The sequence below is a fragment of the Tropicimonas sp. TH_r6 genome (assembly GCF_033101155.1).
In the GTDB taxonomy this organism is placed as follows: domain Bacteria; phylum Pseudomonadota; class Alphaproteobacteria; order Rhodobacterales; family Rhodobacteraceae; genus Tropicimonas.
Window position 1 is genome coordinate 90442 of record NZ_JAWMPX010000015.1, and the last position, 13468, is coordinate 103909.

The window sequence follows — 13468 nt, forward strand, 5'->3', positions numbered from 1 at the left end:
CGCCCTAGCTCCGTGCCGTGAGGCGCAGGGTCAGCTCCCGCGCCTCGCCCGGTTCCAGCACCAGGGTCTGCCGGCGGCCCGTGAAACCGCGCAGCACGGCGCGAATGGCGAGGCTCCCGGCCGGAACCTCGATCCTGAAATTGCCGCGCGCATCGGCGGTCGCGACGACCTCTCTGCCCCCCTCGGGCTCGGCCACGATCTGAGCGTTCGGCACGGGCCGCGGGAGGCGCCCGGTCCCCGTCACGACCTGGCCGGAGAGCAGCGCACTCTCCCGCGTCGTCGGGCGCGTTGGCCGGTTCACGACCGGATCAGGCGCGGGATCGTCCGTTGGCGCAGGATCATCGGTCGGGACGGGGTCCACGCGCCGGAAACGGTCCGCCAGCAGCTCCGTCACGCCGGGCGGTCTCTCGAACCGATTGAGATCCGCGACCACGACGCGGTCGAGCCGGGGCGGGGCGACGAAGACCACTGGCGGCGGCAGTTCGAACCCTCCGCCATCGAACGGCGGTCGGATCGGGTCGCTGCCTGTCGACGGCCGAACTGGCGGGACGGCCATCGGCGCGGGCGCCACCGCGCGACCGAACGGGTCGGCAAGGATCATGTCCGAAAGCTCTACGTCCGAGCAGTCGCTGTCGCAGCATTTGTAAGGCAGGCAGAAATCGGCCATCACGACGTAATTGTCGAACTGCTCCTCGGTCCGCCCGGCAAGGGTCTTGCGCAGCTCGGTCAGACTGTTGCCCAAATTCACTGCCACGCCGCGCCCGAGGATACCGGCAACAGCGTCGCTGCGTGCGCTGAACTTGCCGGCGATGGCCGCAAGATGCCGCTCCAACTCGGCTCGTCCCACATAGGCAAGCACGAACGTGCCGCCCTTCGGCACACCGGCGCTGTGTTCCAGCCCCGGATGACGCTTCGCGAACCCGTCGAGCGTCAGCCCGCTCAGAACACCGGCCACGACCCGCCCTATCTCGTCCTGCAGGTTGGACACAGCAAAGGCCGTACTGTCGGAGGCCACGGCATTGGCCGCCGAGCTGACCTGCAAGGTCGCCTCGGGCGTGGTGCCCGCCTTCTCCGGCATAGCACCGACAATCTGGGCGTAGTTGCGATAGGCCCCGGCAAAGCCGCGATAGGCCTGATCGAACGCACCCGTGTCGAAATCCGCGAGCCGGTCCACGTTCAGCACCTGCATCAGCTGGTCGCCCTGATCGAGCATCGCCACCTGCGCATAGACCACCTGCGTTTCCGCCTCGCCGCCGCCGGCACGGGTGACGAAGGTCTGCGTTCGGTCAAAGAGGTTGCCACCGGCCGCGTCGTCCCTGACAGCGCTGTAGACATTGGCGATGCTGCCTGCCTGCGCCTCGGGCACGGCAAGCGAGATCGCCGCTCCCCGCGCGAATCCCTGGCCCTTGAGTTGGGTCTGTATAAGGACCGCGTCCTGCTTGAGTTTTTCCTGGTCCTGCGGCGGCAGATCGACGAGGAAGCGTCGCGCCGCGATCTCGTTGAGAGCAACGCTGGCAACATTCACCTCGCCCCGATTCAGGAGCACAAGGTCGCTGGCGGCGATATTGCCAATGACCGCACTGCCGGGGGTGGCGGGCGTGTCGTCTCCCGCGGCATCGATCTCGGCCTGCAACCGCGCGATTGCCTGCCCGATCGCGCGCACGATGAACACGAGGAGCGCGAAGAGCGTCTTGAGAAGCGTGAGCAGGAGCGCGTCGAAATCCGACATCCGGCAGAGCAGCAGCTTGCGCAGCACCTGCGCGAGGACCGCCAGCGCTTCGATATCGATCTCCCGGCCGACATCGTCCTCCGCCCCGGTGGAGAGCCGCATATAGACCGGCTCGATCCCGAAGCTCAGCGCCAGCTCCCGCTTCCACGCGATCAGTTCGGCCATGGCCGTGCCCAGCGGTTTGCCCACGACCCCCTCGATCCGGTAGAACTCCTGATCGTCGATGCGGAAGAACAGCGGGTGCGACGCGGTTGGCGGGTTGAACTCGTAGGAATGGACCGTGTTCAGCAGGTTCTCGCGGGTCTTACGTGGCGACCAGTTTCGGAACAGGTCCGACGACGTGCTGAAGTCATAGTGATAAGGGATGGCGCGTTCGGAGAGCGGCGCCCTGGCATGGCGGTCCGGCGTGATGCGGATCGGCGCGGTCAGGCGGCCCTGCAGGTTGAAGTTATAGGCAAGCAGGTGCATCCGCAGGAAGAGCGCCCGCAGATCCGCCAACCCGGTGCCGTCATGAGCGGGCGACGGGATGAAATGCGTCCGTCGCAAGGGTGGCCGGATCGAAAGTCCTGCCCCGCTGTTGGCGCTTTGCGGGCTGAAGGCGGCCACATCCGCGGCGGTGGCAAAGCTGGTGGCAAAGGCGTCCGGCGCGTCGCGGAGATCGCCCAGCAGCACATGGCGCGGGAATCGCTCCATGTCGGGCTGGCACTCCGCCTCGAAGCGCATCGCCGCCTGCGTGAACTCGTTATAGGCCATCGAGGCGTCGCGCATGTAGTCGTAGAAATACTGCACAAGGAAGATATTGTTCGCGAGCTGCCCCCAGACATTGCTGAAATAGCTGTCCGGGAAGGGGTTTGCGCCGTCTTCGAAGAGGTCGCGCAGCAGGTAGTCATAGGCGGCATAGGCATCGCGCAAAGCCCCCGGCAATTCCCCGCTCAGCCGCTGGGCGATCACGAGGATGCGCTGCACCAGGGCCCCGAAATTGTCGACACCTTCTCGAGCTAGGGCCAGTTTCTCCACGCGCATGTAAGGCAGCTCGAGCCTCGGGTGTCGCCCGAGATCGACGGGACGGGCAGCGATCCCGGCCTCCCGCGCCAGGATGGTTTCCGCCTGCGCGCGCGTGAGCAGCAGGCGCCGCAAGGCAAAGCGCCGCTCGGCGCCCTTGTCGGAGCAATCATTCACGTCACAGCTCTTCAGCGCCGCCCGCTCCGCTTCGAGAAACAGCATCACGACCGCCTCGCCGAGATCCGGTTCGGTGATCACGCGCGGGTCGTCCTCGCCCGGCGCGGCGACGAAATCCGTGTCGATCAGTTCAAGCACCGGGATCTGGTTGCCCGCCCCATCGAACAGGAAGGGATATTGTGCCTCGGCGATCTCGGCCGGCGTGGCTTCCTCGGCCGTCGGCACCGGAACGATATAAGGCCGCACCCGGTCATAGCTCTGCGCCCCGGAGGTGATGAGGAAGCCTTCGGAGGTGACAGCCACCCCGCCGGAGATCTCCACCTGCCGTCCCGTCCGATCCAGCTCGAAGCCACAGACGATCCCGACCCCGCTCAGCATCCGCCGGGACAGCCGGTCCTGCTGTTCCAGATAGTCCACCATGTCGTTCAGCTGGCTGGAGGTCAGCACCTGACCGTGCTCGAAGATCGGATAGAAGGTTTGAACAGTCATGGCATGTCTCCTTCAGAAAAGACCGAGATTCGTGCTGCCGAGACGCACGAGGTTGTCATCATCGCCGGCTTCATCGCAGTCATGCAGCGTGGCGGGCGGGTAGATCGTCCGCAGCCGATCCATGAGGGCGATCAGCGCGTCCGAGGCGGCCCCAAGATCACCGGAATCGACGGGGTCGGCCGCGCGGGCGACGCGCCAGGCGCGATGCGTGGCATCCAGTTCCGCCATCTGCGCATTGTCGATCCAGCAGATTCTGGGGTGGATATGGGCCGGACATTCCTCGCGGATCAGCCGTTCGGCATAACGGCGGAAATCGAGATTGGCGAAGCGTTCGGGCCAAAAGGGAAGAATGACCGAGATGCGGAAGGAATAGGGATCCTCCTCGCCGCAGAAATCGCATTCATCGCCGAGGCAGACCTCGAACAGCCCGTCGCCGGGGCGTCGCGGCCGCAGCAGGAGATGCTCGATCAGGTGCATGCCCTCGCTGTCGCAGAGATCAGAGGCGAGCACTTCGTTATGCCGGTCGATAATCGCACGCGCGGCAGCCACGGCGTCCTGTTCGGTGTCGAACTGTCGCCGGGCGGTGAGCGTTACGCCGTCTGTCACCAGCCGCAGCCGCACGGCACCAACGCCGGCACTTGCATCGACCTCGTAGGTCTCGGCCCTGGTGAGCGCGAAGGCGAAGGCCCGTGCCGCCGCCAGCGCCGAAGCGGAATCGACGAAGGTTTCCTCCGAGGTCAGAAGCCGCTGGCTGCCCGGCCCCCGGATCACCGCCACGAACTGCCCAGCCAGCGCGCGCGCGGCGAAGAGCTGGTCGGCCAGTGCCGCGCAATGCAGGTCGCGCGCCATCGGCCCGGACGCCGGATCGATGCCCAGAAGCCGCGTTGCCCGCCGCACCAGCCCAGCCACGGTGTCGCTGTCCCAGAGCTCGCTCAGGTCCTCGGGCCGTTGATTGTAGCCCTTGCCGCGTTCCCGGCTCGTCCTGGGGTAATCGGCGAGAAAATCGGCCCGGTCGGTCAGCAACTCCCGCGCCGTCTTCAACCGGGCGCCGCTCAGGCGGAAGGACATCAGGGCGTAATCCGCGAAACGCTCGGCGAACCGCGCGATCAGGTGGTCGAGCGCGCGGGCGCGACGGTCGAGGAACTGGTCCTCGGTCTCGTTCAGCCGCGTGCGGGTGGTGTCATCGGCGAGCACCGGCGGGTCCACGTAGAACTCCTCCGGAAAGTCCCGCCGCAGCCCCGGCAGCCCGTCGAGATAGGGGCTGTGCCACATCCGGTCGATCTCCTTCGGCGAGAGCATCTTCCGAGCCGCGGTCAGTTGACCGAGAAAATCGGCGAGCGCCTGATCGAAGAAAGTCATGTAGCCCTTGAGCTGCCGCGCCTGTGCAACCCGCCCGGCGGGCGCATCGGGGTCGAGCCCCACCGCGCTCGTGCCGTAGATCGGCGGCAGGTCGTTCTGTACCGAATAGATCGCGTCAAGCTCGCGCCACTGCCCCGTCACCGCCGGCAGGACCTGATCGGGCGGGACATAGAGCGCGGAGCGGGCCAGCGCCTGCAAATGCGCCAGCGTCTGCTGTGTTTCGGCCGGCTGCGCGCGATAGGGCAGCTCGTTCTTGAACAGAAGCAGCTTGGTCCCGGAGGCGAACAGCACGGGCTGGTGCCCGGGCGGCACGTCCAGCGTCCATGCTTCGCTCTCGCCGATGGGCACGCCCTGCCCGTCATAGCCGCGCAATGTGAGGTTGCGCACCCCGCGCACACCGTCGAGATCGACGATGATATTGATCAGGTCGGACGCATGTACCCGTTTCCGGAGCGCGCAATTCGCCAGCGCCGCCTCTGTCAGGAAGCCGGGCTTGGTGAAGACCTCGCGCGCCTCGACCTCGAAACCGAAATCGACAAAGGGACCGTTGAAGATCTCGTCCGCCGGGACGTTGCGCGCCAGCAGCACGTCGAGCGTCTCGAAGACCGGTGCCGGGTTCAGGTATTGCGCAATCGCATGCAGGATCGTCGCTTCGACCGCCTCGAGATCGGCCTCGGCGAGCAGGTCGATATCGGCGCAAACGCCCACGCGGAACGGGGCCACCGTGTCGATGGACAGGTAGTCCTCGCAGAGCGGGCGATGGGCGTGCAGCACCCGCTCAACGGCCACCATCGCCCGCCGACGAGCTTCGCGCTTGCGCAGGAACATGGCCGCCGGGCCGTCCGGGCCGGGCAGCTCAAGCGCCGCGCGAAGGTCCGCGAGCGTGACCGGGATCGGTGCGGGCGCGCGGCGCGGGCGATCCTCCAGAACAGTGATGGCCAGACCGGCAACGGCGCCAATTTCCACCGCCCCGTCCAGCGCCCGCAGGTCGGCGCCGAATTCGACACCGTTGCCAACGGCGGTCATGTTGCTCGCCTCGACACTCGTGGGAGTGATCGGCCCGTCGATGCGCGGCGCGGTTTGCGGCGGGCCAAAGGGCGTCGCGTGGTCGATCGAGATCACCACCCCCTTGAGCGGTCCCTGCCGCAGGGTCGTGACCAGCGCGGTTTCACTCAGCGCGCCCAGCGTATCGTCAAGCTCCAGCTCGACCAGAACGTCGTAGAGACCGCTGAGCTGCACGGGATGGTTCGCGCCACCATCGGCATTGAGCGCCTCATGAGACAGCGCATCGGCGAGGCAGTCGGCATGAATCGGCGTCTCGCTGCTGCGGAAATTGGCGCGCTCGGGGTCTGTCATGGGGTCGAGCCAGGCGTTCTTGACGCCCTCGATCCGCAGCAGGAGCCGCCGGTGGTCATCGATGGTCACCGGCGTGGTGGTCAACACCTCCTCGGCCGGGAACAGGCCGGTCTCCTCGGCTGTACCGATCCGCCCGTCCGGCCCCGTCATCAGGTCCCGCATCGGGAAGGAGGTGCGATAGGCCAGGTCGGTGATCGCGTAGGCCAGCGCTTCCATGATCGTGATGCCGGGATCGGGCGTGTTGTGATTGGTCCAGATCTCGCCGGAGAGCTCCTGTATCCGGCGCAGGCCAAGCGCGCGCAGATCCGCATAGTTTTGCGCCCCGGGCAGGACCTGCACACGCGGGATGAAGGCTTCGGACGTCATGACAGCACCCCGATCAAATGTTCACCGGCCGAGACCAGAACAGACCTTGCCGTCGAGGCCCGTGCGATTTCAGCGTCGACCTTTGTCCAGCCGGGCTGGTTCGGGTCCGGCCGGTGGAACATGCGCACATCCTGAAGGTAGTCGACGTAGGGCAGTTCCTCGACGAAATCGATGATGGTGGACTTGTAGACCAGCCCGCCGAATTCGACCCCCTGTGCGCCCGCCTGCCGCCACGGAGTTAGGTGTTCGATCAGCGCAGCCTCCACCAGGTCGCGATAGAAATCGAGATCGGCGATATGCGGCAGGAAGGCCACCTGCATATCCACATGGATTTCCTCGAATTTCGGATTGGCGACCTCGAAGCATATGAAGGGCGACTGGCGGCGGCGCAGATGCGCATCGAGCGCGGTCAGCGTCGCCTGGTCGGTATAAGGTCGGAGCGGGTCAAGCTGGCTGCGGCCCTGCGTGTAAGGAACAGCGACTACGGTCACTGCCCCCGGCGCGGCTTCGTTATCGGCCACGACCACGCCGCCGACCCGCTTCAACTCCGTCGTGTTCAGCGCCTTGATACGATAGAGCGACGGGAAGGCCTCCAGCCCGAGATGTTCGTAATCCCAGAGCGTTACGGCACGGTCTTTATGTCGCAACCGTTCCGAGGCGCGACGGTGATAGGCCGTGCGGCCTTCCATCCCCCGGCCGCCGAAGGAGGCAAAGGGTTGGGTCACGGTCTTGACCGCCCGGTCCGGCAGCTTGAGCTTGGAGATCGTTTCTGGCTCCAGCGGCACTTCGAGGAAGGCGGGATCGTTGCCCGCGTCCTGAAACGTCGCCCGCATGGCCTGCGCCTCGATCGTCAGCACCCGGTTTATCGCACCCGCGTTTTCGGGCGCGGCAATCCGCAGCCAGTGCTTGCCTGCCGGCATGAACCCGGCGCCGGGGCGCGCCTCGCGCGGGGCGGCAAGACCGAGAACGCCCGAGGTCGTGAAGTCCTTCGTGCGGTCATCAATGCCCTGTGCCACGAAATGTTCCCAATCGCTGGCGCCCAGATAACTGATATCGAGGTCGGGCACGGCCAGGAGCGGGTCGCCCGTGCCGTCTGCAACCTGCACCAGCAGCATCACCCGTTCAGGAGGATCGAGCGCATCGAGACCGACATAGAGCGCCCCTTCGAAGGGCGTCGGGTCCAGCACCGGCCCGGTCGCGGACCGTGCAGCGGCACCGAAGGGGTGGACATGCCAGATCTCGTCCACCGCCTGCGTCTTTGCCTTGTAGCTGAGCGCGATCTCCTCGATTTCGGGCGTATAAGGTTCTTTGGGCAGGACATCCGGCGCATAGGGATCATCGGTGAGGCCATCCGACGAGTAGTTGTAGCGGGTCGTATCCTTCAGATCTGTCTGGTCCGCCGTCGGCTTCGCCTTCTCGATCAGGATCTGGGTCTTGTGATCGAGATAGGCGCCATGGCCGAAGTGATTGCCCAGCGTGATCCGCATGAAACCGGTGACACTGCCCGCCCCGTAGGCCGGTTCCTCCAGCACGAGCCCGGCATCGGTCGCGGCAAAGCCCGGCGTCTCGACGAAGATCTCCGAGTCCTTCGACTCGAAGCCCAGCTCGCTTGGCTGCTCCTCCCCGAGTTCCTCCATCAAAGCAAGAAGCAGCAGCACGAAGTAATTCTCGAAGGCCTGCCACTTGCCGGCGCGGAGGTATTCGAAGCCGATGCCGAAGCTCGTCGCGGGCAAGTTCCGCAGGAACCCGTCCTGGGTGTAGGCCTCGGCCCAGGTGACGTGGATCTTCATCTCAGCCTGCGGCTTGGCGAAGAGCTCCGAGGAGCCGATGATCCAGCGCGCCCCGATCCGCGGTGTCACGCCGAAGGGCATGAAACTGTCGGAGGGGTCGGCGACGCCATCCGCCGCCCGGATGGACATCTGCCGCAGGTTCGAGGCCTCCGAGCGGATCGCGACATTGGCAAGGCTCGCGCCGCGCAGACGGGCAAAGCTCTTGGCCGCCGCGTCCGTCGCGCCGTCGAAATCAAACAGCAGCTCCATCGCCGGACGGTCGGCCGGGTACGGGCCTTCATGCAACTCGGGATCATGCGGAACAATCGCCGGGTCGGCCCCGTCCAGCGTGATGGTGACGGTGATCCGCGCGCCGTCGAGTTCCACCTCCAGCCGGCTGTCGCCCGCGCGCAGCTCCAGCCAGTCCTCCTCGGCGGTCAGGCGCACCATCATCCCGCCAAGCCCGCTCGCGTCGCCCGGCGCGCTGGTCAGCGTCGCCGTCAGGACCAAGATGCGCTCCCCTTCGCGCAGGAAGAGCTGCCGATGCGACACCGCAAGGCCCATGCGCCCGAAAGGTGCGATTTCCGAGCCGAAGGGCGCGAAATGCGGTGCTTCTTCGGGCAAATCCTCTTCGCCCAGCCCGTCCAACGAGGCCAGGACCGGTGCCGCGCGCAGGGTTTCATGCGCCGCGCCGCCCTGCATCCAGCGGTCGATCCGCACGCCGCGCAACGCGCTGACCTCGGCGCGGTTCACCACGATGTCCTCGTCGGTGACATAGCTGACCTCCCGGCCCAGCGCGTCCTTGCCAGCGCGCAGCCCTGTGCCTGCCGGCAACAGATGCGCCTCGCGCCCCTTGGCAAGCTCGAAGGTGACGTGGACGTGATCCGGCTCCGGTCCGCGCCGCGCAAGCCGCAGGATTTCTTCGTAATAGAAGTCCAGATGCCGGCCGGTGAAATCGTTCAACTCGGATTGTGCGCGGTCGAACATCGTCAGGAAGGCAAGCCAGAGCGCGTAATGCGGCGTGTGCCCGGCGAAGGCCTCCAGGCTCTCGGTCAGCCGCGCGCTGGCTTCCGCTTGCACCCGCACCATGGCGCGAAACACCCGCTCGATGGTGGAGACCAGAAGGTTGTGGTTCAACGCATCGAAAATCTTGCCATAGCTGTCGGTGGCATCGACATAGGGGCCTTCTTTGGCCGCCTGAGCCGCGTAATAGGCGGCCCAGCCATCCGGCGCGAAATGCGCCAGCGCCCGCTGGGGGACGGCCATGGCGCCGAAAGCCTCCTCCGACAGCAGCAACCCTGCCACCTGGTCCGTCAGGCGCGGCCCCACCCCCGGTTGCCCGGTCAGCGTGAAATCGCTCCGATCGAGCGCATCCGCCGTGAACAATCCCTGCGCGACGGCGCCCTGATGATACGCTGCCAAATCGGCCAGCGGCGCGGCGATATCCGAGAGGCTCAGCTGTTTCAGGACCGGCCAGAGCGGATCTTCGGCCGGCACCACGGCCATCCGCCCGGCCATCTCGCGATAGAGCGTGAGCGGCAGGTGGAAGATGGCGTTGAGATGCGCGGAGAGCTCCGCTTCGGGCCGCGCCGGGTCCTCCTCGAGGAAAGTCCGGATATCCGAGAAGGCGGCGCGGAAGGGCACGACCGGGAGCTTCGCGAGGCTCGCCAGGATGGCCGAGATGTCCCGCTCGAAGAAGGCGAGCCAGTCGCGCAAGGCGGGATCGGATGCAGTGTAGCGGTTCTGTGGGTCATAGTATTTCACATGCCGCGCGAAACGCCGCCCGAACAGGATCAGGTCCCCCGCATCGCGCTCATCCAGCCGGAAATACCCCGGATCCCGCTCGACCGGATCCCGGTCCGGTTGCGCGGTCCCCGACCGGCTCAACACACCCCTGCGGTCACATGTGCTCATGTCTCGGCCTCAAGGTAGAAGGGGAAAACCACGTTGAAGCGCGAGTTCGTGCCCCGCACTTCATAGATCACCTCGACCATCAGCCGGCCTTCCGGCCCGTCCGAGGTGACGTTGACAGCCTTCGCGTCGATGCGCGGCTCATGCAGCAGGATTGCCTGACGCACCACGTTCTCGATCCAGGTGATGCGGCTTGTGTTCATCAGCCCGAAGACCTCGCCATCCATCGCGCAGCCGAAATCGGGTCGCATGAGGCGCTCGCCCAAACCTGTGCCCACGATCACGCGCAGGCTTTCGGTGATGCTGTGTTGACCGCCCGTGACCTCGACCTCGCCCGCCTCGAAACGCGGCGGGAAGGACCAGCCCTGACCGATGAACGGATCTTCGATACCCATACGCTCAACCCCCGATCATCACTGTTGCCCCGGTCCCGATGACCGTTCCGCCATGCGCGGTGCTGTCGCCCAGCCGCACCGCGCCCGCACCGCCGATCTTGACCGTCCCGGACCCCGCGGTGATCGTGTCGGGCGGACCAGCGCAGGTGCAGCTGTCGCCCACCACTGACGCCGGTTGCCCGCCGATCTGGACGGTCGGAACGCCGGGCCCGATGATCGGGCCGCCCACATGCGGGGTGCCGCCCGGTGTGACCTGGGGGCAAACATGATTGTCTCCAACGCGTGCTGCAGGCGGCATAGCCTTCCCTTCCTAGTTGATCGTCACCAAGGAGCCTTCGATGGTGGTCTGTCCGCTGCTCAGGAGCTTGGCGCCCGCAGAGCCTTCGGCCTTCACCTCGGCATTGGCCGCGATGCTGATATTCGTGCCTTCGAGGTTGATGTCGCCTGTCGCCCCCAGGGTCAGATCCCCCTGCGCGCTGACGCTGACGCCGTCGGAGCTCAGCTCGACCGTGTTGCCATTCGAATCCTCGATCAGGACGCTGCCGGCATCGTCATCCAGCACCAGCTTGTGTCCACCGGGCGTCTCGAGCGTCAGGGCGACGGTATCGTCGTCGAAGGAGATCTTCATTCCGGCGCGCGAGGCCAGCCCCTTGACGTGGTTGTCATCGGCGCCCGGATAGGGGCTCGCGCTGGCAGAGCTGTGCAGCCCTCCGAGCAGCATCGGATCGCGCGGATCGCCATCGAGGAACCCCAGCAACACCTCGTCGCCGATCTCCGGCAGCAGGACCAGCCCGCGCTCCGCCCCGCCGCCGATCGAGAGCGGGCGCGCCCAGACGGTCTCGGCCGTCTCCGTGTCCGTCGCGAGCAGAACGGCGACGCGCTCCTCGCCCGCCGGATCGCCTTCCAGCGCATCCACCGTCCCGATCTGCAGGCCACGGATGCCCGGCAGCAGCCCGGCCGCCGCCGGCGCCTCGACATCGACCCGCTCGCGATGAAACTCGGGCTCGATCCCCACCTGGAGGAAGGTCCGAAAGTCCCCGCGCGAGAACTGATGGCGCACACCCGCCACATAGGCCGGCCCGTTGAACCGCGCGCCCATGCCCTCCAGCTGGATCGTCATGCCCGGCTGGTAGGTCGCCTTGCCCTGCACCTCCAGCACGCCCCGCACCGCCGACAAGCGCCGCCGCACCCCCGTGGCCCCGGCCCAGTCATCCAGTTCCGCCTGATCGCGCGCGCCGCTCGTCCGCTCATGCGGATCGTCTCCGCCGATCTCGCCCAACGCGCCGTAATCCGTGTTCCCCGGCCCGACGAAGGGCGGTCCCTCGCTCTCGGCCGTGGTCACCGCCGCATCCGCTGCCGTCCATGCGCCCGATTGCACCGATGCAGGCTGGCGCTCGGCATCCAACTCCATCTCCAGCGCAAAGACATCCGCGCCATAGGCCACCGTCGCCTCGGGCGCCGCGGGCCCCGGCACCACGAGCTGCAACCCGTCATCAGCTGCCAGCACCGCCTGCCCGACCATCTGCGCGCGCATCACCATGAAGTCCCAATCCGTCGCCTGGTGCTGCACGAGGCTCGGGCGGGTCACGGGCGTCAGGCCATCGAAGCCCAGCCCATGCGCATCGGCAATCTCCGCGAGCGCATCCGCATCCGTCACCTCCTGCCAGACCCGGCTCTTGCGGGCATGCGCCATCTTGAAGGCGTCATGCTTGGCCTCGATGAGGAGCCGGGTCGACCCGCCCAGCGGCGCGTCCAGCCGCTGCCGCGTGATCGTGCCCTTGAAGACGGTCTCATCCGCCTGATTGTACCCCAGGAGCAGCTCGATCGGCGCGCCGGGCGGCAGGAGCGGCCCTTCGCTTAGCTCGAAAGTCTGGGTGGCCGCGTCGCCGTCCCGCAGGACCAGCTGTGCGTATGGGATCCGATCCAGCGCGCGGCAGATTTCCAGCGAGATCAATGACAGGTCTTCACTGATATCCGTCCCATCGACGAGAATGCTGAAACTCGGGGTCGAGCTGTCCTGTTGTGTGAGATCGAGAAGCATCAGGCCGACCTCACCGGGGGCATCACGATCTCGCTGCCCGTTTCCAGCGCCCGCACCGTGTTCAGCCCGTTGGCCCGCGCCACGTCGATATAGCGCCCCGGATCGCGATAGACCTCGTTGACCACGTTCGGCAGCGTATCCCCCTCGCCTGTCAGATGCGCATGCGCGACATCGGGCGAGCTGCGATTGTCCAGCAGGTTGCCCAGCACGTCGTCCTTATGCTCCCGGAAGGTCGCCGAGAGGATCGCCCGCACCGGCAGGCCGATGGAGTTGAAGATCTTGTAGTTGATCGAATAGCTCTCCAGCACCGAGGTGACGAAGAACGGCCCCCAGACAAGCAGCAGATAGGGGTTGCGATGGATCTTGCCGTTATAGCCCGTGGTCAGCTTGAACAGCTCGATCTGTCCGATGACCGAGGCCGGCGTGGACGGCAGGTTCTCCGGAAAGCCGGTGGCCGAAGTCACGCCGGAGCCGTCCAGCATCAGCTCGAAGGTGAAATTGCGCGGCTTGATGTAATATTGCTTGGCCGGCTCGCCGCTATCGCCCTGCTTGGTCTCGTTCTGGAAATTGACCTCGTAGCTGTCGGTCAGCTCCGTCGGGTTGAACTGCGCCACGAAAGGCGGGCCGGAGGGCGGGCCGCCCGCGAAGGTGCGCGAGGTCAGGAAGGGAAGGATTGTCAGCTTCAGCAGCGCACCGTCCATCTACCTGCTCCCCTGCCGGTCAAGCTGGCGAAGCACCTCGGCCACCGCATCGGCGATGATCCGGTCCCGGTCGCGCACCCAGTCGGTGCGCGTGCGCTCTGCCTCGGGTTTCGGCTTCTCCGCCTCCTCGACGCGGCCGCGAAACACGATCTCGTTGATGAAAACCGGCATGC

Annotated in this window: 8 protein-coding genes; all 8 read right to left on the bottom strand. The window is 66.4% G+C overall.

Annotation, left to right across the window (positions count from 1 at the left end; translation table 11 throughout):
• Positions 1-4: 4 nt before the first annotated feature.
• From R3X27_RS15170 to R3X27_RS15205, 8 genes are read right to left on the bottom strand one after another with little or no spacing between them, the layout of a single operon-like run.
• On the bottom strand, positions 5-3397 hold the full coding sequence (locus R3X27_RS15170) for a carboxypeptidase-like regulatory domain-containing protein (protein ID WP_317709717.1): 3393 nt from the start codon (positions 3395-3397) through the stop codon (positions 5-7).
• Positions 3398-3409: 12 nt separating this feature from the next.
• Complete coding sequence (locus tag R3X27_RS15175; protein WP_317709718.1) at positions 3410-6478, bottom strand: hypothetical protein; 3069 nt, start codon at positions 6476-6478, stop codon at positions 3410-3412.
• Positions 6475-10161, bottom strand: coding sequence for a hypothetical protein (locus R3X27_RS15180; RefSeq protein ID WP_317709719.1), 3687 nt, complete (start codon positions 10159-10161; stop codon positions 6475-6477). The genes R3X27_RS15175 and R3X27_RS15180 overlap by 4 nt, the downstream gene beginning before the upstream one ends.
• The gene (locus tag R3X27_RS15185) at positions 10158-10553 is read right to left on the bottom strand and encodes a GPW/gp25 family protein (RefSeq protein ID WP_317709720.1); all 396 of its coding nucleotides are present in this window, start codon (positions 10551-10553) and stop codon (positions 10158-10160) included. Before R3X27_RS15185 ends, R3X27_RS15180 begins: the two co-directional genes overlap by 4 nt.
• A 4-nt stretch (positions 10554-10557) precedes the next feature.
• Positions 10558-10851 carry a PAAR domain-containing protein gene (locus tag R3X27_RS15190; protein ID WP_317709721.1) on the bottom strand — a complete coding sequence of 98 codons (294 nt, stop codon included), beginning with the start codon at positions 10849-10851 and terminating at the stop codon, positions 10558-10560.
• Between the two features lie 12 nt (positions 10852-10863).
• Positions 10864-12594 carry a type VI secretion system tip protein VgrG gene (gene vgrG, locus R3X27_RS15195; protein WP_317709722.1) on the bottom strand — a complete coding sequence of 577 codons (1731 nt, stop codon included), beginning with the start codon at positions 12592-12594 and terminating at the stop codon, positions 10864-10866.
• Positions 12594-13295, bottom strand: a complete 702-nt coding sequence (locus tag R3X27_RS15200) for a hypothetical protein (RefSeq protein WP_317709723.1) — start codon at positions 13293-13295, stop codon at positions 12594-12596. The genes vgrG and R3X27_RS15200 overlap by 1 nt, the downstream gene beginning before the upstream one ends.
• Complete coding sequence (locus R3X27_RS15205; RefSeq protein ID WP_317709724.1) at positions 13296-13466, bottom strand: DUF5908 family protein; 171 nt, start codon at positions 13464-13466, stop codon at positions 13296-13298.
• Positions 13467-13468: the final 2 nt, after the last annotated feature.

Excerpts from the sequence above, each read along its gene's own strand:
- R3X27_RS15175 (WP_317709718.1), bottom strand. The coding sequence starts at position 6,478 with ATGACGTCCGAAGCCTTCATCCCGCGTGTGCAGGTCCTGCCCGGGGCG.
- R3X27_RS15205 (WP_317709724.1), bottom strand. The coding sequence starts at position 13,466 with ATGCCGGTTTTCATCAACGAGATCGTGTTTCGCGGCCGCGTCGAGGAG.
- vgrG (WP_317709722.1), bottom strand. The coding sequence starts at position 12,594 with ATGCTTCTCGATCTCACACAACAGGACAGCTCGACCCCGAGTTTCAGC.
- R3X27_RS15170 (WP_317709717.1), bottom strand. The coding sequence starts at position 3,397 with ATGACTGTTCAAACCTTCTATCCGATCTTCGAGCACGGTCAGGTGCTG.
- R3X27_RS15180 (WP_317709719.1), bottom strand. The coding sequence starts at position 10,161 with ATGAGCACATGTGACCGCAGGGGTGTGTTGAGCCGGTCGGGGACCGCG.
- R3X27_RS15190 (WP_317709721.1), bottom strand. The coding sequence starts at position 10,851 with ATGCCGCCTGCAGCACGCGTTGGAGACAATCATGTTTGCCCCCAGGTC.
- R3X27_RS15200 (WP_317709723.1), bottom strand. The coding sequence starts at position 13,295 with ATGGACGGTGCGCTGCTGAAGCTGACAATCCTTCCCTTCCTGACCTCG.
- R3X27_RS15185 (WP_317709720.1), bottom strand. The coding sequence starts at position 10,553 with ATGGGTATCGAAGATCCGTTCATCGGTCAGGGCTGGTCCTTCCCGCCG.